The 22,765-nt window shown below is 51.2% G+C and carries 23 protein-coding genes; 13 read left to right on the forward strand and 10 right to left on the reverse strand.

What is annotated here, in order from left to right:
- Positions 1-86 precede the first annotated feature (86 nt).
- Genes H6F86_RS31990 through H6F86_RS31305 form a run of 3 tightly spaced genes read right to left on the reverse strand, consistent with a single transcriptional unit; the run spans position 87 to position 1,064 of the window.
- Positions 87-245, reverse strand: a complete 159-nt coding sequence (locus H6F86_RS31990) for a hypothetical protein (protein ID WP_206756131.1) — start codon at positions 243-245, stop codon at positions 87-89.
- Between the two features lie 23 nt (positions 246-268).
- On the reverse strand, positions 269-850 hold the full coding sequence (locus tag H6F86_RS31300; RefSeq protein WP_190455752.1) for a Uma2 family endonuclease: 582 nt from the start codon (positions 848-850) through the stop codon (positions 269-271).
- A gap of 10 nt (positions 851-860) precedes the next feature.
- A complete protein-coding gene (locus H6F86_RS31305; RefSeq protein ID WP_242033790.1) occupies positions 861-1,064 on the reverse strand; it encodes a hypothetical protein in 204 nt (67 codons plus the stop codon).
- A 127-nt stretch (positions 1,065-1,191) separates the two neighbouring features.
- Here H6F86_RS31305 and H6F86_RS31310 point away from each other — a divergent pair, with 127 nt between their 5' ends.
- The 8 genes from H6F86_RS31310 to H6F86_RS31345 all read left to right on the forward strand — a co-directional run bounded on the left by H6F86_RS31310 (position 1,192) and on the right by H6F86_RS31345 (position 5,844).
- Positions 1,192-1,473, forward strand: coding sequence for a hypothetical protein (locus tag H6F86_RS31310; RefSeq protein WP_190455754.1), 282 nt, complete (start codon positions 1,192-1,194; stop codon positions 1,471-1,473).
- A complete protein-coding gene (locus tag H6F86_RS31315) occupies positions 1,463-1,876 on the forward strand; it encodes a hypothetical protein (RefSeq protein ID WP_190455757.1) in 414 nt (137 codons plus the stop codon). The genes H6F86_RS31310 and H6F86_RS31315 overlap by 11 nt, the downstream gene beginning before the upstream one ends.
- Before the next feature lie 66 nt (positions 1,877-1,942).
- Positions 1,943-2,518, forward strand: coding sequence for an SH3 domain-containing protein (locus H6F86_RS31320; RefSeq protein WP_190455760.1), 576 nt, complete (start codon positions 1,943-1,945; stop codon positions 2,516-2,518).
- Entirely contained in the window at positions 2,505-2,867 is a 363-nt protein-coding gene (locus tag H6F86_RS31325) for a hypothetical protein (RefSeq protein WP_190455761.1), read from the forward strand. Before H6F86_RS31320 ends, H6F86_RS31325 begins: the two co-directional genes overlap by 14 nt.
- Positions 2,867-3,520, forward strand: a complete 654-nt coding sequence (locus H6F86_RS31330; RefSeq protein ID WP_190455764.1) for a hypothetical protein — start codon at positions 2,867-2,869, stop codon at positions 3,518-3,520. The genes H6F86_RS31325 and H6F86_RS31330 overlap by 1 nt, the downstream gene beginning before the upstream one ends.
- 8 nt (positions 3,521-3,528) lie before the next feature.
- Positions 3,529-3,906: a hypothetical protein gene (locus H6F86_RS31335; protein ID WP_190455767.1), complete on the forward strand. Its 378-nt coding sequence runs from the start codon at positions 3,529-3,531 to the stop codon at positions 3,904-3,906.
- A complete protein-coding gene (locus tag H6F86_RS31340) occupies positions 3,903-5,438 on the forward strand; it encodes a hypothetical protein (RefSeq protein WP_190455769.1) in 1,536 nt (511 codons plus the stop codon). The genes H6F86_RS31335 and H6F86_RS31340 overlap by 4 nt, the downstream gene beginning before the upstream one ends.
- Positions 5,439-5,565: 127 nt before the next feature.
- On the forward strand, positions 5,566-5,844 hold the full coding sequence (locus H6F86_RS31345) for a hypothetical protein (RefSeq protein ID WP_190455772.1): 279 nt from the start codon (positions 5,566-5,568) through the stop codon (positions 5,842-5,844).
- Between the two features lie 346 nt (positions 5,845-6,190).
- Here H6F86_RS31345 and H6F86_RS31350 read toward each other — a convergent pair whose 3' ends face one another.
- Positions 6,191-8,071, reverse strand: a complete 1,881-nt coding sequence (locus H6F86_RS31350) for a site-specific integrase (protein ID WP_190455775.1) — start codon at positions 8,069-8,071, stop codon at positions 6,191-6,193.
- An 815-nt stretch (positions 8,072-8,886) separates the two neighbouring features.
- Here H6F86_RS31350 and H6F86_RS31355 point away from each other — a divergent pair.
- Both H6F86_RS31355 and H6F86_RS31360 read left to right on the forward strand, forming a co-directional pair.
- Complete coding sequence (locus tag H6F86_RS31355; RefSeq protein ID WP_190455778.1) at positions 8,887-9,321, forward strand: hypothetical protein; 435 nt, start codon at positions 8,887-8,889, stop codon at positions 9,319-9,321.
- A gap of 14 nt (positions 9,322-9,335) precedes the next feature.
- Positions 9,336-12,875: a PQQ-binding-like beta-propeller repeat protein gene (locus H6F86_RS31360; RefSeq protein ID WP_190455781.1), complete on the forward strand. Its 3,540-nt coding sequence runs from the start codon at positions 9,336-9,338 to the stop codon at positions 12,873-12,875.
- Between the two features lie 56 nt (positions 12,876-12,931).
- On the opposite strand, the gene H6F86_RS31365 is transcribed toward H6F86_RS31360, so the two are convergent.
- From H6F86_RS31365 to H6F86_RS31385, 5 genes are all read right to left on the reverse strand, one after another.
- A complete protein-coding gene (locus H6F86_RS31365; RefSeq protein ID WP_190455784.1) occupies positions 12,932-13,882 on the reverse strand; it encodes a C40 family peptidase in 951 nt (316 codons plus the stop codon).
- A gap of 366 nt (positions 13,883-14,248) precedes the next feature.
- The gene (locus tag H6F86_RS31370) at positions 14,249-17,983 is read right to left on the reverse strand and encodes a hypothetical protein (protein ID WP_190455788.1); all 3,735 of its coding nucleotides are present in this window, start codon (positions 17,981-17,983) and stop codon (positions 14,249-14,251) included.
- Positions 17,980-19,152: a toll/interleukin-1 receptor domain-containing protein gene (locus H6F86_RS31375; protein WP_190455791.1), complete on the reverse strand. Its 1,173-nt coding sequence runs from the start codon at positions 19,150-19,152 to the stop codon at positions 17,980-17,982. The genes H6F86_RS31370 and H6F86_RS31375 overlap by 4 nt, the downstream gene beginning before the upstream one ends.
- Positions 19,153-19,210: 58 nt before the next feature.
- A complete protein-coding gene (locus H6F86_RS31380; RefSeq protein ID WP_190455794.1) occupies positions 19,211-19,483 on the reverse strand; it encodes a hypothetical protein in 273 nt (90 codons plus the stop codon).
- 65 nt (positions 19,484-19,548) lie between these two features.
- Entirely contained in the window at positions 19,549-19,977 is a 429-nt protein-coding gene (locus H6F86_RS31385; protein WP_190455797.1) for a hypothetical protein, read from the reverse strand.
- Positions 19,978-21,099: 1,122 nt separating this feature from the next.
- Between H6F86_RS31385 and H6F86_RS31390 the strand changes: the two genes are divergently transcribed.
- The 3 genes from H6F86_RS31390 to H6F86_RS31400 all read left to right on the forward strand — a co-directional run bounded on the left by H6F86_RS31390 (position 21,100) and on the right by H6F86_RS31400 (position 22,571).
- On the forward strand, positions 21,100-21,510 hold the full coding sequence (locus H6F86_RS31390; RefSeq protein ID WP_190455800.1) for a response regulator: 411 nt from the start codon (positions 21,100-21,102) through the stop codon (positions 21,508-21,510).
- A gap of 45 nt (positions 21,511-21,555) precedes the next feature.
- Positions 21,556-22,002, forward strand: a complete 447-nt coding sequence (locus H6F86_RS31395; RefSeq protein ID WP_190455804.1) for a response regulator — start codon at positions 21,556-21,558, stop codon at positions 22,000-22,002.
- 140 nt (positions 22,003-22,142) lie between these two features.
- Positions 22,143-22,571, forward strand: coding sequence for a Crp/Fnr family transcriptional regulator (locus H6F86_RS31400; protein ID WP_190455807.1), 429 nt, complete (start codon positions 22,143-22,145; stop codon positions 22,569-22,571).
- A gap of 27 nt (positions 22,572-22,598) precedes the next feature.
- Here H6F86_RS31400 and H6F86_RS31405 read toward each other — a convergent pair.
- Positions 22,599-22,765 (reverse strand): transposase (locus tag H6F86_RS31405; RefSeq protein ID WP_190455809.1); only part of this gene is annotated, 167 nt, incomplete at its 5' end.

Raw genomic sequence — 22,765 nt, forward strand, 5'->3', positions numbered from 1 at the left:
CCCTGCTCCTATCCTTCAAATCGAATTACAAGCCTTCTAACCCCTTCTGTTTGGCCGCAGTGGGGGTTTTTGGCTTCTAGGGTTGCCTAGAACATGACGAACACTCCTCTCGCTTCAAACGTGGAAACTTGTTGCTCCACCGACCGCTCACGCTCTTGTGGGAGCGGCGTTGTGGTGAAGTATAAATGATCTAACCGCAGATCCTGGCAACTGGCACAGTTTTTCCAAAAGTTGCTGGCTTGCATGGCATAAACACCTTTTACGAGGGCTACTGCGTTGCTGCTAAAAACTCCGTCACCGCATCATACTGATCGTGATAGGTGATGTAGCGATTGAAGAGTTTAAGCGGAAAGCTCTCCAGCAGCTCAGTGTTAGCAATTTTCTGGTAACCATCAGCGCGGAGGTGGTAGATCGACAGCGCCCCATCCTCCCAAAACCACACCTCAACCACGCCCATGCGACGATAGCCCTCTAAGCGGTCAACGCCGCCACTGGTGACAGTCACTTCAAACACCAGGTCTGGGTATTGTTTTCGCGTGGCAATGTTAAAGCACTCATCCGGCTCATTTCTGGCTCCCTGATCCTTGTTTCCCAGGGTGGGACCGCCACGGCTGTAGAACCGAATCCCGTTGGCTCGTAAGTAAGCTTCTAACAGAATGCGCATGGTGGCTTTCGCCTCTTCATGCTCCTCACTAATCGGCATAATCTCAAGCGTGCCGTCCAGGTAAATGAGCTTTAGTCCTGGAAAGTCTTCCAAGGAACGGTCAATTTCCTCCAGCTGCTCCCATGTGAGGTTATGGATCACCTTTGCTGGTCTTGGTTGTGGCGGGTGTAAGAGTTGCGTTGTCATCGCGATCGCCTCATTGATGCTGCTTTTGCTCTTCTGCCGTGACTGCAAGTGCAGAGAGAACGATGCGCTCGACCAAATTGGAAATGGTACGACCTTCTTTTTCTGCCCACACTTCCAGAGCCTGCTTTGTTTCGGCGGTGCAGGTAAAGGTGACTTTTTCCTTTTTAGTTGGTGCCATTTCGTCAAACGAAAGGATCTGTGATTCCGAAATCATACTCTCACCTCTGCTTTTTGGGATTAGCTTCGGAAGCTATTTGCTAGCTTCCGAAGCTATGCTAGCATTTAATACAAGATTCATTGCACCGCAATTGCGCCAACAACCATCCCGCAATTTCTACGCAATGAAAACTACGGAAACCATGACTACAGAGGTAATTGAGTCAGATTGGTACACGTTCCGGGAATTGCAGCTTGAGTTAGCTCGGCATCGTGGGAAAGCGGTTCCTGACCGAACGCTCCAATGGTGGACGCAGCAACTCTGCATTTCTACGAATGCTTATGGCTTTTATGAGCTGCAGGATTTGCGGCTTTTAGTTCGATTAGTGTACTGGCTCAAACGAAATCGCTCGCTCACAAGATTCAAAACCCTACTGCTTCAGGAGCTAGAAACCCATGCCCCTTAACACCGACGCCCTCAAAGACTCCGTCAACGGACACAAACCCAAAGCCAAGCGCCCCCACCCTAACGCTGAGCAGCAACAGCAACAGCTGTCTGAGCTGGATCACCAGAGCGCTCATGCCATTTCGGCACTAGCGCAAACGGGTGTGAACACCATCAACGCTCAAGTGTTTGCCTTCGATGCCAAGCTGACTCAGTTTGAGCGCAATACCGCCAAAGTAATGGCCGAGCGTCTGCGGCAATCCCAACTCCGCATTCAGCAATACCTGGTAGCAGAACTCAGCGAACACCCCAACCAGCGCGCTGACTTTGCAGTGCTGCTAGACGATGCGCTAGAGGTGCCTGACTTGACCAGCAGTTTTCTGGCGATCGCCCCCTACACGGCTGCCGGTGCGTTGCCGATGTAAGCTGCACTCTGCGTCTGTCAGCCCCTGTGTTCAGTCAGTCTCGACCCCCTTCACGGTGCTAAAGCCATGCCACAGCCCCCTAACCCGACCGAGGGACAATTTTTCACTCTGCAACCAGTGCCCCCACCAGAGCCCAAAGCCACGACTCACTGGGGCCTACCCTTGGCTCTGGGACTGCTGTCCCTTCCACTGTTGATGTTTGGCTTTGGTTTCTCGCAACAGCAGACACCAGCTTCAACCGCCGCAGCCAATCCCACTGCTACACCTGCCATCTCACCACTGCCGACTCCGTCACAAGCATCCCAGCAGGAGGCGACCAGACCACAGCCAGAAGCCGCTGCTATAAGTCCCTTAGCACCTTCAGCCGTCGCGACACCTTTACTGCTGGCGTCACTACCTAGCGATCCGACTACCTTCCCGATCGCCCCGATCCAGAGTCCTGGCCTGGCGGCAAACTTCCGCGCCGCGCCCAGTCTGCAGAGTGCCGTCTTAGGCGTCTTAATGCACGGTGACCTGATAGAACTGCCGCCCGATCGACGCGTCCAGCAAGACGGTGTGGTGTGGGTGCCCGTGCGGTGGCAGGGTCAGACCGGTTGGCTGGCAAGCAACTTTCTTGGAGTCTCCACCCATGCCCAACCCTAAAGTCTTACCGCCCGCTGCACCCGCCAAGCTGTCCGTTTGGGCCGATCAGTCTGGAACTCCCTATCTAGTGCAACAGCAACCGGACGGCAGTACCACCTTCACCCCACTTGAAACAGCACTGGCGCAAGCACAACCACCTGCTGAGCGCCTAAACACCGCTCGTGAACCGCTCCACACTTTGCTGCTTGGTCTTGTAGCCGTGCTGGGCGTTGTGTTGCTTGGTTACGGCCTCGGCTTTCTGGCTGGGGCTTCTGGTCAGCGGGTTGTGGTCGTACCACGCTCCCCCCTCTGCGACACCCAACGCAGCAGCTTCCTGTTCTGGTCTTCTGAAACCAAGGAGTGTCACTAATGTCCGCACCAAGAGCCAAAGGCTACAGCAGCGGTCCCAAGGGTCTACAGTCACATCTCTTGCCCCATGCTGGCGCACTGGCTGAACGCGCTAACCGCTACTTCGGCATCGACTTAGCACGACTGCCGCAGATGAGTGACCACGAACTGGCTTTGTTTGCGGATCGCGCCACCGCTATGACACGGCTGAAGGACGTGCTGCCGATCCTGGAAAAGCATTTCACGACGCTGATTGAAGGACAAGTCGAGTACGAGCAGTTTGTCCAACGTGTGCTGAAGCAAGTTGAGAGAGGCTCTAAGCAAATCGACAAAAGCCTCTTAGATGCGTGGCTGCTCTCCAAAGGCTACGACAAGCATCTACAACTGCTCAACCAGAAAGCCGGGCACGGGATGCAGAAGCTGGAGGCCGAATACCGCTCCGAGTACGACCTCAACCGTCTGGACTTCCAGAGTGCGATCAAGTTGATTCACTTGCGCCATCAGAACCGCGCGAAAGCAATCAGCGAGAAAGTCCCCCAGGCGCAACGGCAGATGCAAGTGCAGGAAGCCTTGCGGCGGCAGGCCGAGACCCGCAAAGAACGACTGACCTACGGCACCGCTGGCAAGCCTGGCAAAGGTTTCTGGCGTGGTGTCAAAGACTTCTTTCGAGTGTGAGGTGAAGCATGTTTGACCCTTATGACTCACCGCTGATGCTGCCACCGTCCGATGACTACTACGAGCCAGAGGACATCCCCGCACCGGATCGGATCGACTATGCCCTGGAAGGCATGAGCCGCTTCATGGGGCTGTTTGCGCTGGGTATCACTGTCACCTTGATCGCCCGGTGGGTGACAGTGCTGCTGCCCTTCTACTGGATCGGAGCGATCGCCTGTCTCCTTTCCCTGGCACTCCCTGCCTATTTGTCTCGCAGTGCCCGGTTACTCTCCCTAGCGATCGCTCTCGCCGTCGCCCTCTTCACCGGCTGGTTTGACCAACTGGCCCACACCAGCCAACAGGTACAACAGCAAGTGCAGCAACAGGTGCAGGAGGTTTTGCGGTGAAAGACCCCTATCTGCCTCAGATTCTGGGACTGCTGGCTGCTGGAGTGACCAGTACCGCACTCGCCGTCAGCGGTTACCTGCATCAGCCCGAAACGGTGCGCTTGCTAGGCACCCAGCTCGCCTATCAAGCCGCCTATCGCAAAATTCCGCTGTCTTTAATCGGCACTGGGCTTTGCGTGTCTGCCTGGCTGCTGACCCAGACCCGACGCGATTACCGTCGTCAGTACGAAGAGTGGGAGCGCCAAACGCGTCTGCAGCAAGGGCAACTGCAGGCGATCGCCCATCATGCTGCACTGGAAGGCTACCAACAGGTGGCGCAGTTACAGGCTGCCGAACGGCTCTACCCCCAGATGGCACCCTATCTGTCAGAGGTCCAAGATGCGGACTATCAGGAAGTAACAGCGCCATCACAGCCACAGGCTAACCCACCAGTAGGAGAACCCACGACTGGGACGCAGTCAGCAATGCCTGTCACACCCACATCTGAGCCCACGGCTGACCCTACCGCTTACTTGCAAAACTTCCTCGAATATCCAGGCCTGTTGTTTGGTGGCATGGGAGCGGGGAAAAGTTGGACGGCGCGTTATCTGGTGATGGAAAAGGTGCGAGCGGGGCATCAAGTGATTTTGCTCGACCCGCATGCTGCCAACCACGAGTGGAAGGGCATCCGGCATATTGGTGCCGGGATGGACTACCCCGCGATCGCCGAGTTTCTCCAGTGGTACCTCGACGAAATCGAGCGCCGCTATCAGGAGTTTAACCGCTCCGGTTTAACCGAGGAAGACTGGCAAGATTCCTTACGGCAGCAGCAGCGGATTACCAGCGTGGTCTCCGAAGAGATGACGAACTGGGCGGATCGCCTGCCGGGTGACATCGGGAGTAAGTTCTTCAAGTCCGCCATGAGCGATAGTCGCAAAGTGCTCATGCCACCGCTGTTTGTCGCGCACGATCGGACTCTGACAGCACTAGGGGATGCCAAAGGCATTGCCCGCTTACGGGACGCGGCGCTGCTGGAATTAGAGCTCATCCCCACGATTCACCCCACGACGCGGAAGCCGGTCTCCAGTGGTCAAGGCAAATTGAAGCTACCCGGTCATGCCGAGTGGTTGCCAGTGACGCTGCCGCAAATTGAGCGCAAAATCACCGACTTTACCCACTGGTCGTCACTGCCAAGCCAGCCGCTTGCGCCACCTACGTCTCCACAACAACAAGCGCCACCGTTTGATTTTCGGGCTCAGGTGAACAACTGGCTACAGGACTGCTGGCAGGCAGACGCACCAGAGCCGGCACCCACGTCAAAGCCCAGTCCTATGGAGGCAATGCCTGCGGGTCAACTCAAAAGTCTGGCCCTGTATCTCCGCAAGAAAGGGTCGATCACGGTGCGGGACGTGCGGCAAAATTGGGGCCGCAATCAAGGCTTAAACAGTGAGCAGGTGCAGGCATTGCTGTTGGAGTTGATCGCGTTGCACCTGATCGAAACCTTCTCACCCCTCAACTCCAAGGCGGCATGGGTACGCTGGTCTGAAACCTAGACGCAGTAGGGACTACAGCTAGGGATGTGTGCTGTCACAGCGGTCACACAGCACCTTAGACAGCAGCCCTCACATCACCGACACATCACCGCTTCGCGCTGCCACACATCACTGTTGAAGGAGTCCTATGTTCGCCAACACTAACCCTGCTATCGTCCAGATCCGCCGTGAATTGAGAGGCCAATTACCCGATGAATGGCTCGAAGAAGTCATTGCCATTTTGGAGTATCAACTGACCTATCAAACGTTGGACGAGCTGGCTACTAACGACCTCCTGAAGCTTAAACTGGGAGTAAGCTTGAGTCCGGCGCTAAAGCAGTTGCTGTCGCAGGCGATCGCGCCTGACATCCAGTCAGTAGATGGGTCGATCGCACCGTCTCAAAGCTTTCGGCTGCCTTGGCAATGAGCCTCGCGTGCTGGCTCCATTAGCTCTGCTTGACATAAATGAGGTGAACGAAAGGCAATGCCCTTCTGCGGGGGGAATGAATCCAATGGACTAACCAGCTTCAAGGTGGCGGTTGTAAAGAGAAGCGCTTGTGCCAGTTGAATCAGCACTGTTGACCCGTTAACTATTCCATTGGCTTATAAGCGTCAGCAGCAGCTGGTGAGATGCCGTGTGCTTTCAGTTTGACATGGCAAAATGGTCGGCGTTTTCGTAACTCTTGACCAACAGGCAGCACTGAGGCTTCGTTGAGCTAAATCTAGGTCACTCAACCGTTGGGTCGTAGGCTGAAAAGACTAACCGCTCTTGCCTAGGGAGTTAGTATTCCGGTCGATGGCGACTTCCACCAATTTCGCGCTTTGGCTGTCTGCTCACGGCGAGTCATCAAGTTATAGGTCTTGTCTGCGGTCTCAACGGATTGTCCCATCATGGTGGCAAGTGGCTCCTTTTGGCTGGGATCGCCGTGCATTCTTTGGTGCGTAATGGCAAGATTGCGGAAGAAGTGAGGATTGACGCGCTTCGGCTCCTGGAATAAAAACGATGTCGCTTTATAGACCCGTTGCGTGACAAAATTACCAAGTAAACTTTCCGTGAATGGTTTACCCATAGCCTCAGGATGAGCCTGGGAACCTACCAGTGCAAAGACCTGGTTGTGTCCTTGCATCGACATTTTGGGTCGCCAAACCTTGAACCACTCATCTAAATCTTCGGTGAGATGTTCTGGTAGTTGGAACTCCTTGCCTTTACCAGTTTTTGAGCCGATCTTGTGATCATCAGGTGCTTGTTTGACCCAATAACCATCCGCTTCCCTAAAGAGCGTTTTCCCAAGTTCCAGTTCTCTAATTTCCCGTTGCCGAAGACCGCAATAAATTAAGATGGCGATAATGAGATAATGCTGCCAGGCACTGATAATGGCCCGATCAGAGCGCCCTGCTGTACTACGGCAGGAGCCATCTTCCCGATAGTATCTGCGTCTGGGGGCACAACATTGTTTCAAATAAGCGAGGAGTTGTTCACATTCTGCAAAGGTCAGAAATTTCTCCTCTTTTTCCGCCTCAATGTTAGTCCCTTGTAGCTTGCGCTTGTGGTCTAAATCGCGTCCATAGTCTCTCAAGGTCGTAATGGCTGTGACATCCTCATACATGAGCTTTTTAGAGCGTTTGTGATGCAGCCACTTAGCGATATTGAGGCTGGCGGCGGCATATTGTACTGCCCAAGCATAGGTATTCCCCCGCTCATTAATGCCCCAACAAACAAATTCTTCTAAAAGATCCCTGTCTGCCATCGATTCTAGGCATAGGTCTGTTAGCGGAACGCCTTTGTATCGTTTCAGCCAGCCCAGAAAACGTAAAATATCGCCCCGTCGCGTTCGGAATGTCACCGCTCGAAGGGGGAGATCTCGGCGTTTCGAGACCTCTTTAGCGGTCAGAAAATAATGCAAGCCATAGTCTGGCAGCCAGTCTGTTGTTTTTTTGACAAATTTTTGCAAGCACGTCAAATTAAAATCCTCCGCAGTGAGTTCCCGTGGACCGGCTTCTAACTGTTTGAGCAACGTTGGATTGAGTTCAGCTTCTTTGAGTGTGTAGGGATCGGCTCGCCGCCAACGCTTGCCTTTGCGCGCTCGGGTTAAATTGGCGAACGGTTTTTGCTTTGAACCATTGCCCAGTCTCGGTGCATAGTTACTGTCTGCCACAGCTGGTAGCTCAGGACCACTGAGATAGAGTTTCTCACTCTGTAGCCAGGCTAGAAAGCGTAGGAGTGACGACTTATAGCCCCTAAAAGTACCGTGCACTATGGCTTTCGATTCGAGTGGCACTTTTGTGTTGGCTATAAAGATCGTCTCGATGCCCCTAAAATCTTCAACCCGGAACTGCTGCAAAACCAGATCCAGCTTCTTCAGCGCCACCGCTGAGAAGCCAAAATGTGGCAACACGTACAGCCTGAGTGCTGACCGTAGATTGTTGACAAGAGTGCGGTTACCCTGACAACCCTCAGAATTGATAAAACGTGCAAAGGCATCAAGCAGCGTCTTCTCCGGCTCCAAGGGGTTGGAGGTGATAGGCGCAGGCTGCAGTAGACCATGCATTGTCAGCAATGCCTTTAATTCATCTGCTAAAGCTGGATGACTGACAAACTCTTCAGAGCGAACCAGCGCTTTTACTGACTGGAGCAGCACCACGGCGAGATCCATCCGTTCACCTCTCAGCTAAATGTATGAGAACAAATATACTACACCAAACGTAACCCAGGAAGTATTAGTAACGATTGATGTCGTTTTAGCGAGTTTGCACTCATGTCTTGAAACGCTTGACTGCCCTGGCTTTGGCTTCACACACTCCAATGAGCTGCTGAAACCTTTTCCAACATTCCAACAAGCGGCTCCGAGCCTTATTTGTGTACTTTGGTATTACGGTAGGCTTGAAAGGCTTTCTAGGAGACCCAAGGGTAGAGAGGTGGCAACCAAGTGCCACAGGACGGCTAGAACCTTTGCCTCAATCACTCCTAGCTAGGGATGCTTCTATTTAAAGAGTGGGTAAGCTTGCTGCCCCCACAGCAGCAGCCTAGAGGCTCCGTTAACACGGCGATCACCATGCTCAGCTGGCTTATTTTACTCAGCAAAGGCTAAGTTGCAGGTATGACCAGAGCTGCTGGGACGGCTGCGTCGCTTGGCAGTAGTGCAGATACGACCCTACCGCAGTAGACAACCACGATCACCTTAAGATTGCTTCACCTTACCTCAGCGGGCAATCCTTGGTCTTCTGCGGGCCTGGCAGAAGACCAAGTCGATCGGCTCCTCCAGGCTTGCACAAGTTTGCAGGAAAAGGATTAGGTGCCATGGCAGTGGTTTCCTACTCAACTACGCTGCATCTCTAAGTATCATGAGGGGAATCTTAAATCACCCGTACTGGTCATGGGAGATAGGTTATTTCATGGCAACAATGAAACTATATCGGTTTCATTTGCTTTTAACGCACTCCAACACTGCCTTCACCCTTCCTACCGCTCATGAACATCGCTTTACTCACCGCGTTCCTCGCTCCCTTTCTGCCGTTTTTGCTCAAGCTGGGTGAAAAAGCTTCCGAAAAGGCAGCGGAAAAGTTTGGGGAGGATGCCTGGAGTAAGGCGAAGGCGATTTGGGCAAAGCTACATCCCAAAGTGGAGGCAAAGGCAGCCGCGCAAGAAGCGGTCGTGGATGTCGCCAGGCATCCCGATGATGAAGATTCACAAGCATCACTGCGAGTGCAGTTGAGGAAGTTACTGGAACAAGACTCAGATTTGGCAGCAGTGATCGCTAGCATTCTGCAAACAGACGCCCCCGATGGCACTCCCGCAACGCAAATTATTCAGACTGTAACGGGTAACCAGAACCAGGTGATTGGTCAAGTGGCTGGCGGTAACGTCTTTGGTCATGTGCAGGGTGGTTTGACAATTAACGAATAAAAGGGTCGCTTTTGATGTCTGAGCCGATCGTGCCTTCCCCACCTAATCCCGCCGATGCCAACCTCCAGATTCAGCAAGACTTAAAGGGCGATCACAACCAAAGCATTGGTCAGATTTATGGGGGTATCGTCGTTTATGTGAGTGGGGGAGAAGCGATTATCAATTCATTCCCACAGGGATCTTCCTCAGAAGCCAAAACAAGTAACCTAACCGAGATTGATGCCAACCCCTACAAGGGACTGTTAGCCTTTCATGAGGAAGACAGTGCAAATTTCTTCGGGCGCTCGTCAGACATTCAGCACCTCTGGGAACAGTTTTGGCACTTGCAGAATGTAGCCATTCGCCTGCTACCAATTTATGGTCCTTCCGGCTCTGGTAAATCGTCTCTTGCACGAGCTGGGCTAATTCCAGCACTCGGACAACAGCCCCTGCCCGGACGTGACCGAGCACGGGTGGCCGTGTTGGTGCCCGGGACTCAACCGCTTCAAGCATTGGCAACAGTGCTAGCCCGCATTGCTGACAATGACCCGATCCCTGTAAAGAAGACCCGCGAATTTGCGGCAGAACTGGGATTAGTCAATAAAGCAGGGCAGTACGACGGGCTGCAACGTATTACCAATGTCCTACCGGAAATTGGCACAGTACCACTAATCATCCTGGTGGACCAATTTGAGGAAGTTTACTCACTTTGCAAGGATGTTCAGGAGCGAGACGCGTTCATTGCGACGCTGCTCTATGCAGCAAGCGACGACTCTCGCTACGCCTCAGTCATTCTCACGATGCGGAGTGACTTTTTGGGTGAAACCCAAAAGCATCCCATCATGAATCGTCTGTTCTCATCTCAAGGGTTCCTAGTACCCATGATGGATGAGGACTGCCTGTACGAAGCGATCGCTCAACCAGCCAAGAATGCGCGGTGTCCCTTGGACACAGCAACAGTGAGACTGCTGGCTGAGCAAACGGCAGGACGGGAGGGAGCCTTACCTCTACTACAGTTTGCCCTTACGCGTATTTGGGAAGGACTGAAGCAGGGGGTGCATCCGGCAGTCACACTAGAGCACGTTGGAGGAGTGGGCGGTGCGTTAGCAGGAGAAGCCAAACACATCTATGAAAGTCTAAGTGATGCAGATCAGCTAATCGCCCGCCGGATTTTTCTGGGACTAGTGCAACTAGGAGAAGGGACAAAAGATACACGCCGCCGTACACAACTTAGAGATCTTGTCTCCCAGCAAACTAGTCTGGAACAGGTCAAGCAGGTGCTTACCCGCTTTTCTAACCCTAGCGCCCGCCTGATTACACTGGCGTCTAAGGGGGATTTAGAAACGGCAGAAGTGACGCACGAAGCTTTATTTGAGCATTGGCAAGAGCTAAAGACGTGGTTGGACAATGGTCGGAGCGATATTCGATTTCAGCGACGGCTAGAGGAAGCCGCAAAGTATTGGGATGGCAATAGTCGTCCCGATGGAAACTTGTGGCGTCCTCCGGATCTAGATTTGCTAAAGCGTTACCAGCAAAGAGCTGGAGATAATATGACGCCGCTGCAAGCAGAGTTTTTTGTTGCATCTAGAGCTTTAGAACAAAATTGGCAGCGAAAAGAAAAGCAGCAGCAGCAATTCCAGCAGTGGACAATTCGAGGGTTAGTCACTCTTTCACTCTTTGCGATCAGTTTGGCTAGTGCTGCTCTTTACCAATTGCAACAGACACAACGCCAACGGGTCGAGCAATTAACTATTACTTCAGATGCACTTTTGGACTCCCAACCCGTCACGGCTATGGTTAATGCTATTGCAGCAATCAGACTGGGACAGTCCTCGTTTGTTCGTTTTCCAAACTACTCAATATCCCGCTCAATTCATGGCAGTCTGCTGAAAGCAGTCCAGTTGACTCAAGAGCAGAATCTTTGGCCACAGGATAGCAAAGTTTACTCAATTGCTTTAGGTCTTACTGGTGAGCGGATTATCAGTGGTGGTGGAGACAATACGGTCCGGATCTGGGATGCTGCCACGGGCAAGCAGATCGGTCAGCCTTTAACAGGGCATGTGAAGCCAGTTTACTCAGTTGCCTTTAGTGCTGATGGCAAGCGGATTATCAGCGGCAGTGTGGACAAAACAATTCGGATTTGGGACGCTACCACTGGCAAACCCATCAGTCAACCTTTGATCGGTCACAAGAACGGGGTTCACTCAGTTGCCTTTAGTGCTGATGGCAAGCGGATTATCAGCGGCAGCGGAGACAAAACAATCCGAATTTGGGATGCCGCTACTGGCAAACCCATCAGTCAACCTTTGATCGGTCACAAGAACGGGGTTCACTCAGTTGCCTTTAGTGCTGATGGCAAGCAGATTGTCAGCGGTAGCGGAGACAGTACAATCCGAATTTGGGACGCTACCACTGGCAAACCCATCGGTCAACCTTTGATCGGTCACACCAATACAGTGAGGTCGGTTGCCTTTAGTGCTGATGGCAAGCAGGTTGCCAGTGGCAGTGTGGACAAAACAATCCGAATTTGGGATGCCGTTACTGGCGAATCGATCGGTCAACCTTTGATCGGTCACACCAATACAGTGAGGTCGGTTGCCTTTAGTGCTGACGGCAAGCAGATTGTCAGCGGTAGTGTGGACAAAACAATCCGGATTTGGGACGCTGTAAGTAACACGTCCATTAGTCAGCTTTTGATCGGTCACACCAATACAGTGAGGTCGGTTGCCTTTAGTGCTGACGGCAAGCAAATTGTCAGCGGCAGCAGAGACAGTACAATACGACTTTGGAACGCTGCCACTGGCAAACCCATTGGTCAATCCTTGAGAGGGCACACCAATACGGTTTATTCGGTTGCCTTTAGTCCTGATGGTAAGCGGATTGTCAGTGGTAGTGTAGACAGTACGATACGACTTTGGGATGCTGCCACTGGCAAATCCATTGGCCGACCCTTCAGGGGGCATACAGGTACAGTTTACTCAGTTGCCTTTAGTGCTAATGGTAGGCAGATTGCCAGTAGTAGTGCCGATAGTGCGATACGACTTTGGGATGCCGTTACTGGTAAACTGATTGGCCAACCCTGGAAGGGGCATATAAAAGGAGCTTACTCAGTTGCCTTTAGTACTGATGGTAAGCAGATTGTCAGTGGTAGTGTAGACCGCACGATACAACTTTGGGATGCTGCCACTGGCAAACCTATTGGTCAACCCCTGAGGGGGCATAGAGGTACAGTTTACTCAGTTGCCTTTAGTGCTAATGACAAGCAAATTATCAGCGGCAGTGGGGACAAAACAATCCGAATTTGGAATGCAACTACTGGCAAACCCATCGGTCAACCTTTGATTGGGCACACGGATATAGTTAGATCGGTTGCCTTTAGCCCTGATGGCAAGCAGGTTGTCAGCGGTGGTAGGGACTCTATGGTGCGCCTATGGCGAGTTGATTGGGTGGCATCCTGGGAAAATCTGCTCCAAATCGCATGCAAGCAGTTGCAGCATCACTCTACCCTTATCAATCCAACTACTGATGTTACCAAGGAAGCTAAGTGGGCCTGTGAGCAGTATGCCCGGAAGTAAAGATCTGGTTGTAAATCTAAGGCAGTTTGGAATCCTTGAGTTGAAAACGATGAGAGTCAAAACCGGCGTGCAGCACGGAATGCCTTGGCATAGTACTGATTATCATCAAGCAACGATGGTGAATGAAAGTCGCTTAAGGTTGGACCATTAATTCGTTTACGGCTTGAAATGAAACGATGTTTTCCCCTATCAAGACCTATGAATATCCCAACGTGGTCAATGACGCCCTTTTCCTTCCTCTTTTCTGTATCTCTTGTATCACCATCAAAAAATACAAGATCTCCTATCCTCAGCTTCTCAAAGTCAGATTTAGATACCTGCGTACCATTATTTGGAATAACCTTAATTCCTGGTGCACTTTCACAAATCCATCTAGCCCGTCGCGGAATCGGAATTGGACTGCGAGCTGGTTGAATTTTATAGGAAAGAGGGAGATTATCGGTATAACCAAACCCCGAGAAATTGTGCCTGTATCCCCAAACCATCCGTATGAAGCCTGAGCAATCTAAGCTGAGAGGGTAGAATTCACGATCTAAAGGACGCGATTCTTCTTCACCCTCAAAATTCCAACGCAATTTAAGATAATCGTTAAAGTCTGCACCTTCTTTTCGAACTCCATCTTCTCCTGGTTCAGACTTTGGTCCATACTCCGCATCACCAGCGATTTGCAAGCCAATATCATCACAAATGGGCGGTGCACCTTTAATGTACTGCATCGCAATTGCCAAGATATCTGGTACTCCTTGCTTGTTTGCTTCAAGAGCTTTCTCGAACCAAGCAGTATCTAGCTCTCCAGTAAAAGGTTTAGGGTATGTGCGAACCCATATCGTATGTTTTACAGAAACATCTCCTTTTGTCTCTTCTCTTTCAAAGAGAGTCCGTTCAGGACCGGCGAGAGTGACAGTGTACGCGCCATAAGTGAAAAGGGCAAAAAAATTACCATCCCTGTCTCGCACTTCTAAGCGATCAGGTTCTGTCAAGGCTTGAAAAAGATAGGCCTCGCTCATTCAGGGCAAGCTCCTTCAATTAATTTGATTAACAGTAGAATTCAAGTCTTATCAACAGGATTCCGGACAGCTTGCTATATTTGCTTAGCTCTTCTCGTCTTTTGGCATCGAGGTTCTTGGAACAGTCCGCAGTCTAGAATCTGTATTGTCCAAAGCAGGGCTCGCATTTTGTTTCATACGAGTTAGGAACTAATTTGATGTTAGTGGGGGATTTTCAAGTCAGCCTCCGCTGCTAAAACTAAGCCATTTAGCCCTGAAAATAGAGAGTTTGGGAGATGCAAAACCGTTTGATGCAGATAGAACACTCGGATTTTCCAATTCGGTTTTTCGAATGTGAACCATTGAATGAAGAGTCTGTTGCTATCCTTACTGCCAGAAATCTTGGGTTAGTTCTGCCTGCTGGTCGTGTTCTGTGGCACTACGTTGATAACTAGCTGCGATTGCTCGAAGCACCGCAGCTGTTCGCGGCCATCGATTACTCATTTGCTTTGCGTCATTCTGATACCGTTCCACGAGGGCGCGTTCTTGCTCGCCGCCATCGGTAGGCATTCGAACTGTCACTCCGCGATTGTTTAGAATCTGAACTTGCCAATCGTCTTCAAGGTCTGGGTTTGCCAGTTCCTCAATTAAATCCCGTACACCTTGATGGGGCCACATCCCATCAGGATCGCTCGGAGAAAAGGCAAGCGACTGCCCGATGTAAATATCAGCCACCTCACTTCGACCGCAGGCGGCAGCAAGTTCCCTTGCATGCATTACCCATGTTCGGAGCGCTTCGCCATCAACCGAACCATCGTCTTGCACTCCCGGCATTTGTTTCCACGACTCTAAAAAATCCAGCGCCAACAGTGCAAAGGCTTTGGTGTTATCGGATACTTCTGTTGGGGATTCGTTTTGAGCAGGAAAGATACACTGGAGCGCTTCGACGAAGAGAGCTGGATTTTTTGATAACTCCCCATAAAGTATGCGGGGACGTCGAGAATGCTGATGAACCCGGAGATACAGCCACTCTAGCTCAGCGAGGCGATCGCGTTCTAAACCTGTCTTTTCCAGGTAGTTGAGTAGCTCAGCAGAGTGATAAGCGAACGAAGAGGCATCAAAGTCTGGGCTTGGAGGCGTCCGAACCGCTCTTTCCAGGACTTCAGCTAGGCGCTCCGGTGAGAATAATTCAGGCGTTTGTTGGAGAGCCCACTGAAGCAGATTGATGGCAAAGTGGGGTCTTTCAAATTTGAGCAGTTGCGTCAGCACGCGTTCAGCCTGAGCTGGGTCAAGGAAATTGGCAGCTTGTGTATGGCTCCAGAAGTGGTGCTGAACCTCTTCAGCCGCCGCATCCAATCGATCCAGTAAAAAGGAATTGAACGGAAGGCATAGTAAAAAGTCTCCATACTGGTCTGAGCGCCATTGGTTCAGATTGGCACTTAAGCAAGCTTCAATCCACGGCTCACCACGTTTGTAAGCATTAATTGCTACTAAACTTTGAGTCATCTGACGACGCCATACCGCAGCAGCCCCAAGATTAGTCTCCAGAAAAAGACCGAAATCGATCGGCATTAGTTCTGCTTCTGCCAGAGTCTTACCCACTAGTGCAGGCTCGTTGACCTGCTCCGCTAGCTTCATCACTCCATGCCAGCTTTGTGTGCGAAGAATTTCCTGCAAGGCTTCTGTCCGCAGTCCTCTGGTAACATTTTCGCGCGCTTCCCAAGAACCATGAAGCATTCCTGGTAACTCTACACGATAGCTGAACAGCCAACAGTAACGATCGACTAGATCATCTGGTTCAAAACGAGTGCGGACCGCCTCCAAACGTTGAACATGTTCACTAGGCATGGCCCAGTCTGCGTCTGGAAAATCTTGATGGCGTGTGCTTTCTTGACGAAGACAACCACAAAGCGCAGCACGTTCCTTTGAAGAGAGAGTTTGAGGATCGAAGGTTTCCAAGTGCTGAAGCAGTAACTCTCTTTGCTCATCCGTCATATCGCTTGCTGCCACAATCAAATGACACCAACGTGTTGGATCAGTGCCGACAGCAGCAAGGAGTCGATTCAGAATCGCGTTTGTAGCCTCAAGATACTCCTGAACCGTGATTCTTGTTCGTGAATCAGGTACCCAGTCTCGCCATTTAGTTCCGTGGGTGGGAGAAACTGCACTGTGGTGTTTTGGCAAGAGGTTCAGCAACAGATGCCAAGCAACCTCTGGCTCTCGATTATGGATTGTATCAAGCACACGAAGACGGCTTTCGAGCGATGCAGTGGTATGAGGATGCCAGCAGATAAAAATGTCTCGGAGGCTCTTAGCCGGTCGATTCACAAGACGACCACCCGGATCTAGACTTGCTAGACGCGCCAAACTTAACGCTGCAGGGCTTAAGTAGTCAGGATGCCAGGCAAGCGTTTCTAAGGCCCAAAGCAGGCTGGTATGAGGCGAAGAACTAATGAATGCTGCCTCTGAATCTTGGTCTTGAAATAAGCTGATCAGGGTCGGGGTTTCTCCAGCCAAGCCTGCATCAACTGCTCTCAAAAAAACATCGGGGGCGGCTTCAGCCAGAAGGGGCAGTTGAGGGGCTAGCGATGCCCAGAGCCCCTCGTCATACTTCGCCTTTTCCATCAATTGCCAAGTGATTCTGTGGGTGACGTCTTCACCCGTTTTGTTGGCAGTGAAGGGGATTTCAGCACTGAGGGTTGCCATGAGCGCCAGTGTTTCTGCAATGCTTGTGCGAAGTCGTCCTGACCGAGTAAGCACTTTCCCATAAACACTCGCTGCATAACGCTGCTCCGGTGGCAGTTCAAAGGCTGGATCAAATTCGCTCAGGATAGCGATCGCGACGTTCTCGAAGCGTTGTAAGTCATCATCCGTCAAATAACGTGCGATGAGCCGCCAAGCATCCTCTTGAGCAGCGATCATCCAAAGATCGCCGACCCGCCGCACGGGTGGATCAGGCTCATTCGCCCAACGCACGAGGATAGTCTGAAGCTGCTCGTAAGGTATTCCTGATAACTGTGCCAAAGCATTCCGATCGCCCTCGTAAGAAGCATTCCACGCACTGGCTAGTAAGGATGACAGGAGAGCCTGTGCGTTATTTGCCTGTGCCCATGCTGGTTGTTGAATATGGCGGGCAACTGCCAGCTTACGCCGTAGAGCCGAGAGGCTGCGTCGAGCCAGGGTTGCAAGATTACGCGCTCGATCGGGGCTAAGCCCCATTTCCTTGAGCGCTTGCTCCGCTGCATCCCGAACAATGCGCGGTAAAAGGGATGCATCATTAGACCCCAATCGCCCCGACGGCATAAAGACATGATGCCCGCTTTTGATTGCTCGCCCAATGCCATCTGGCTGGTTCAGTCGCGCCACCAGGATGAGTGGGTCAGAGGAAATGATCAGGCTCTGCCAAGCAGTAGCGCCCTCGACGACAACTGCACGCGATAAAACTGCGGTACGCTCCTCGTCATCTAAATTTTCAACAACGGCTGCTAAAAAGGCAATCGACTCCTCAGCTGAGTCAGCCTGTAATGAAAGTGGGCTAGGGCTACCCCGCAGCCAGCTAATGATGCGATCGCGTTCTTTTTCTCGCCCTCCAATCACCAGGTTTGGACTGAGTGATGGTTCAGTTTCTTGCGACCAGTATTCCCAGAATCTTGTGAGGGGGGAAATGTCTAGGGGCGACAGATGAAAATGCTGGATAAGGTTCTCAACATGGCTAATTATTGTCCCACTGAAAACCTGTCCAATCACCTGATTCTGGTTGCCAGCGATGGACTGGGCAATCCGAATATCATCAAATGCATCACTTGGCTCAGGTACAAGAGGTAAATCAGAATCAGCTAAGGTAGCATCTGGTGGTTCAATTCCTGCGCGGTATAAAAGCGAACTCCAGTAATCTAGAAGGCTCTGGACCGACCAACGTTCGTTCTCTCTAGCTAAAACCGCTCCCGTAGCTTTTCCTTTGCGAATAAACTGTTCAATCTCGATCAATACATTAGGCTCATTTTTGCTCTCTCGATGTAGTTTGAGCAAGTTACTATGAACCGTACGCAAAGATTCTAGGGAAGGAAACCGCTTGTTTTCTGCCTCTGTACTTGATTTTGAGTTGGGTATAGGATCACTCATTCAATCATCCTCAATACTGATGCTATTGCCCCACCAACCTCTCGCAGTTCCTCACACACACCTTTCAACGCCAAATCAACTTGATAAAAGTGCTCTTTCGCCTGTCTGCAATACACGCGGAAGCACCGCTTAGTGATAAACGGATCCTGACCTTTGAGAGCTGTATCTAGGTCCTGACTGTTTTGTTGAAATGTAACCATCCATTGGTCAGTGCTTAGATTGAATAACCCCTTTGTTCCTTCTAGCAGATCGGGCCAAGACATTTCTAGCTCATTCATATCCTGATCCAAGTTGGCTTCAATCCGCCTCAATTCCAGATCAAAGACTTGCCAGTTGTCATGCTGGCTGACCAAAGCAGTCAATTGCGAATTTAAGACTCCCAGTGACTTAACTCCTTGCTGAAACTGTTGTAGTTTCTCCTGATCCAGATTGGCATCTGCCATTTTTTCGACAATAGACTGCATTGTGTTTACTAAACTGGGTACCCGGAGAGATCGAGCAGCACCAGTAAGCTGAGTATTAATACGAGAGGGTTGAATTGCCAGCACTCGGTTCAATAACCAGATACTTCGCCGTAGGTACTCAATCTCCCCTTTCTCGGTAGCAGAATGCAGTTCTACTTGCGCTTCTTGTAGTTTAGTTAACCACTGATTATCATGAGTTGAAATTGTTTCAATTGAACCTATTTTCTGAATACTTCTCAGAAGGTTTTGCAGGGTCAGGTCATGCTCTATCAAATTGTCCAGGATTGTACTATCTTCTATTTTCTGAATACCTCTTAGAAGGTTTTTTAAGGTAAGGTCATGCTCTATCAAACTGACTAGGGCTGTACTGTTCTCTGAAAGTCGTTTTGATTCTTGGACGATGCCGTTATAGCAATGCAATTCCAGCTTATGGAGTAGGTCATGTAACGCCTTGTAATTAGCAATGACATCAATCTGCTGACAAGCTGCTTCAAATACGACCCGAAACGTAGTCACAGATTTTTGCACTTCCGGTAACTGCATCAGAGCAGCCAGAGCATTAAGACCTTGCACCGGATCACCATATTTCTCTTGAAAAACCTGCTTACCCGTTTCTTGGTCAAACTGATAAATGTTGTCACCTATATGGACTACCTGCCCTTCAACGCTGTTGATCAGCGTCCCATCTGACATTTGAGCAACCATTTGGGTGTGATCGCCCTGGCTATTTTGCTGAATGTGGGTTTTGGAAGTCAGAGGGTAGTTAGTCAGGGGCAGGCGTGCCCGACGCTTTCGTTTGAAGAGATGCTGAAGCCAACACAACAGGCGATTGATTTTTTGAGTTAACCATCTCATAGCTTGGTTGTATTGGTTGTTCTAGAATCAGAACCCTGCCTAAAGCCTCCTCTACTGGGTTGATACGATTGCATTCACCATATAAACAGACAAGGCTACACCAACCCCAGGCAATGTTCTGGTTGCGATCGCCATTAATGTCCTGCTGGATGTCAGGTGATGAGTCTGGGTCATTGGTCATTGAACTAAGACGAAGCAAAAGTATCTGGCATAAATGGAGTTAACTCCGATTCTGCATCGCTGCACCTACATCGTGACGTTGCTATCCACCGAGCCGATTGCCTTGCTGCTACCACTCATCTGACCAATTACCTGATTTCGATCGCCCTCGCTATTTTGCTGAATCTGCACACCACCGACTACTGCCTTTGCTTCTTCTAAGAGGGGGGCGATCGCCGCTGCGAGAGCCGGATCGCTATCCAAAAGCTTCGCCAACTGCTTACGTAATGCTGCTAGCGAATCGGCATCCTCTGGATTCGCAGCCACATCCTCTGCTGCCTCCTTTGCCGCTTCCTTTCCCTCCACCTGCGGATGTAATTTTGACCACAGCGCTTGTGCACTCGTCCAAGTGCTTTCACCCACCTTTTCAGCCGCTTTCTCAGCCGCTTTGTTCCCCAGATTCAACAGGTAAGGTAGGCAGGGAGCCAAAATTGAAACCAGCAGCGCTACATCCATTCTTTGTACTCTCCATTCAGTGAGCCGTGATTAAGGGCAGGGGTTGGCAATGACAAGCGTTACTATTTACTCTGTTATACCCCCTCTTTATAAAGAGATTTATGACCCTGACGAGTGAAAGCGGAGTGCCTCGTTTCGATAGCGTTACTGGTGCTGCTTCTCCGCAGCAGCGTTAAGTAAATATTTGTCGCGATCTCAAAGCAGCTAGGCGATCGCTACGAACTTCTTCTGAATGAGAACCAACTATTGACGGAGCCCCCAAATCAAATCACCCATCTCGGGTTTCGTTCTAGGAGTCATGGCTGGCGCTACCGCTGAACAGAACTCCTTGCAGGATAAAGCAGAGATTAGGCTTTGCTATAGTGCTTGCTAAACAATCATGAGTTTGAAAACAGCCACCAGTCCTTATCCGTTCGACATTTCACCTGAATTCAAAGTCTCCTAGGAGAGTGCAAGTTCCCTAGAGTACGCCTTTCGTAGGGAAGAACTATAAATCTCGGGTCGCAGGTGGTTGATCACACCAATTTTAGGGGTGATTGAAGTAATGTCTATAACGATTGCTAGCAAGCTATTGTAGGCATTCTTAGTGTTTAGATGCGTAGGAAACGCATTCCCCTCTTTCCTACGCTTGAAGTGCGTCTCAAAGAAGTACGCAATCTTGTAGAGACTGCCAGCGCTGCTTGGTTTTCGCAGCGCGGAGCCAGTAGGAGGGAGCCATCGTATAAAAAAAGGTGTCCAGAGGGTGTACTAGTGAATCTGGACACAGTTTGGACTAATTCATGTCGAGAAAGGGGTAGTACAGCGGCCTTTTTGTCCCTTTTTCGAGGCTGAAACCTTCATTCTGCGTTGCACCGCTGCTCCGGGGTGCAACTATCCAACAAAACTAGCCTTCTGTTGAGCCGAGCGCTGAAAGCCATACACAGCAGGACTTTAGTCCCATATGCTAAACTTTCGTACGGGTCGCGGCTCCACCCCAAGTGGTTCGGGGCGTTTCGTTGAAGCACTGACCGCCTGCCTAGAGGAGCGGTAGCCTAGCCTACCTTGTTAGAATAGGAGGTTAAAAAGGTATGAAGACGCCTTTCGTGCCGTGTGCGTCTCTATTAAATGTTAAAAGAAGCAGCCATGACAAAGCTTCAGCCACTGAAGGACATTCAAGTACTGCTGGTAGAGGATGAGCCAGACATGGTAGTCTTACTGACCTACTTGCTGGAAGACAAGGGCGCCGCCGTGACGGTCACGACGACCGCGCTCGAAGCGTTACGAGTGCTCCACGAAGAATGCCCTCAGATTCTGGTTTGCAATCTGCGCTTACCCGATTTGGATGGCAGAGAGTTGCTCAAGCAAGTGCGTCAAGCGCCGGCTACTCGTATCCGCCAGCTACCCGCAATTGCCGTCACATCTTATAGCCGAGAGTACAGTGAAGCCGCCGCTTTCAAGGCTGGTTTCGACTACTTTCTCACGAAGCCCATCGAGCCGGAACCCTTAGTAGAGGCGATCTTGCAGCTATTGCCTAGCGATCTAAAAAGAAGGTAAACTCTACCTGCATGACTTCAATCAAGCAGAGAGTACACGACCGGGATGGCGCAGTTGCATCACTTACAGGGTGTGCCCATACTAGTGCTTGATGATGACCCAGATTGTCTGGCGCTGCTCACCTTTGCACTCAGGCTCGAGGGTGCGGTGGTCAGCGCTACAAACAGTGTCGCAGCGGCTCAGACCAGTTTTTTAGCCCAGCCCCCGCAACTGGTTGTGAGTGACCTCGCGATGCCTGGCACCACTGGCTATGACTTCATCGCCTGGCTGCGAGCGCTGAGTCCAACAGTTGGGGGGCGAGTGCCAGTGCTAGCCTTGACCGCGATGGCGAGCGAAGCGGACCGTCAGCAAGCCTTACAGGCTGGATTCAACGAACATTTAACGAAGCCAGTCGATTTAGAGTTACTGTTGCTGGTGCTAGAGCGCTTGCTGCAGAGCGCTCAGTCTAGCCAAGGGTTAGGAGAGCCAGAGTCCAGGGCTGCTGTCCCTTAAAGAGCAGCACCAACTAAGCGTTAGCCATGCTGAGCACCCCGATTGCAGTCGTTAGGCCGCCATGCTGCGTGCCAGTGGTCTTTTGTCTATAAGGTGTAAGCTCCGGTCCTACAATGCGAAGTAAAGCTTAGAAGGCTCGCATGACTTTGACCAACCGCCTGCTCAGTGCTTTACCGCCAGCGATCGTGACTGAGTTAGCGCCCGGTATGGCAACAGTCGTGCTGTCAAAAGGCGAGCGTCTGCACGAGCCAGAGAGCGTCATCGCTGCGCTCTACTTTCCTTTAGATTGTGTGCTGGCGATTACGCTGACCATGAGTGATGGTGCCAGCGCCGCCATAGGGCTGGTCGGCAGCCGTGAAATGATTGGTCTGAACGCCGTGCTGGGTCACAAGGCAACGACACAAACAGCCTACGTGGTGCAGATAACAGGCAGCGCCATCAAGCTCGAGGCGCCGGTCTTACTCGCTGCGTTTGATCGCTATCCGGCCGTGCGTGCGGTGCTGCTGCGCTACACGCAAGTCTTGATTGCGCAGATGGCTCAAAACACGGCTTGTATAGCGGTCGCCTGAAAGGTTGCGGCATTGATACTATCGAGATCAAGCCGTTGCATGTTTGAGAACTGCTTCCATTGCCTCTCGTAGTGATGGAGTAGATGCCAAGGCTTTGCGAATGCGGCTTTTGAGCCAAGCCCAACACTTTTCAATGCAATTAAAGTCGGGGGAATAAGGCGGCAGATACAGCAATTGGCAACCTGCAGCTTCGA

This window comes from Phormidium sp. FACHB-592 (assembly GCF_014695795.1).
In the GTDB taxonomy this organism is placed as follows: Bacteria; Cyanobacteriota; Cyanobacteriia; order Leptolyngbyales; family Leptolyngbyaceae; genus Stenomitos.

Coding starts and splice junctions, on each gene's coding strand:
- H6F86_RS31990 (WP_206756131.1), bottom strand. CDS start 245: ATGCAAGCCAGCAACTTTTGGAAAAACTGTGCCAGTTGCCAGGATCTG.
- H6F86_RS31300 (WP_190455752.1), bottom strand. CDS start 850: ATGACAACGCAACTCTTACACCCGCCACAACCAAGACCAGCAAAGGTG.
- H6F86_RS31305 (WP_242033790.1), bottom strand. CDS start 1,064: ATGATTTCGGAATCACAGATCCTTTCGTTTGACGAAATGGCACCAACT.
- H6F86_RS31310 (WP_190455754.1), top strand. CDS start 1,192: ATGAAAACTACGGAAACCATGACTACAGAGGTAATTGAGTCAGATTGG.
- H6F86_RS31315 (WP_190455757.1), top strand. CDS start 1,463: ATGCCCCTTAACACCGACGCCCTCAAAGACTCCGTCAACGGACACAAA.
- H6F86_RS31320 (WP_190455760.1), top strand. CDS start 1,943: ATGCCACAGCCCCCTAACCCGACCGAGGGACAATTTTTCACTCTGCAA.
- H6F86_RS31325 (WP_190455761.1), top strand. CDS start 2,505: ATGCCCAACCCTAAAGTCTTACCGCCCGCTGCACCCGCCAAGCTGTCC.
- H6F86_RS31330 (WP_190455764.1), top strand. CDS start 2,867: ATGTCCGCACCAAGAGCCAAAGGCTACAGCAGCGGTCCCAAGGGTCTA.
- H6F86_RS31335 (WP_190455767.1), top strand. CDS start 3,529: ATGTTTGACCCTTATGACTCACCGCTGATGCTGCCACCGTCCGATGAC.
- H6F86_RS31345 (WP_190455772.1), top strand. CDS start 5,566: ATGTTCGCCAACACTAACCCTGCTATCGTCCAGATCCGCCGTGAATTG.
- H6F86_RS31350 (WP_190455775.1), bottom strand. CDS start 8,071: ATGGATCTCGCCGTGGTGCTGCTCCAGTCAGTAAAAGCGCTGGTTCGC.
- H6F86_RS31355 (WP_190455778.1), top strand. CDS start 8,887: ATGAACATCGCTTTACTCACCGCGTTCCTCGCTCCCTTTCTGCCGTTT.
- H6F86_RS31360 (WP_190455781.1), top strand. CDS start 9,336: ATGTCTGAGCCGATCGTGCCTTCCCCACCTAATCCCGCCGATGCCAAC.
- H6F86_RS31365 (WP_190455784.1), bottom strand. CDS start 13,882: ATGAGCGAGGCCTATCTTTTTCAAGCCTTGACAGAACCTGATCGCTTA.
- H6F86_RS31370 (WP_190455788.1), bottom strand. CDS start 17,983: ATGAGTGATCCTATACCCAACTCAAAATCAAGTACAGAGGCAGAAAAC.
- H6F86_RS31375 (WP_190455791.1), bottom strand. CDS start 19,152: ATGGTTGCTCAAATGTCAGATGGGACGCTGATCAACAGCGTTGAAGGG.
- H6F86_RS31380 (WP_190455794.1), bottom strand. CDS start 19,483: ATGACCAATGACCCAGACTCATCACCTGACATCCAGCAGGACATTAAT.
- H6F86_RS31385 (WP_190455797.1), bottom strand. CDS start 19,977: ATGGATGTAGCGCTGCTGGTTTCAATTTTGGCTCCCTGCCTACCTTAC.
- H6F86_RS31390 (WP_190455800.1), top strand. CDS start 21,100: ATGACAAAGCTTCAGCCACTGAAGGACATTCAAGTACTGCTGGTAGAG.
- H6F86_RS31395 (WP_190455804.1), top strand. CDS start 21,556: ATGGCGCAGTTGCATCACTTACAGGGTGTGCCCATACTAGTGCTTGAT.
- H6F86_RS31400 (WP_190455807.1), top strand. CDS start 22,143: ATGACTTTGACCAACCGCCTGCTCAGTGCTTTACCGCCAGCGATCGTG.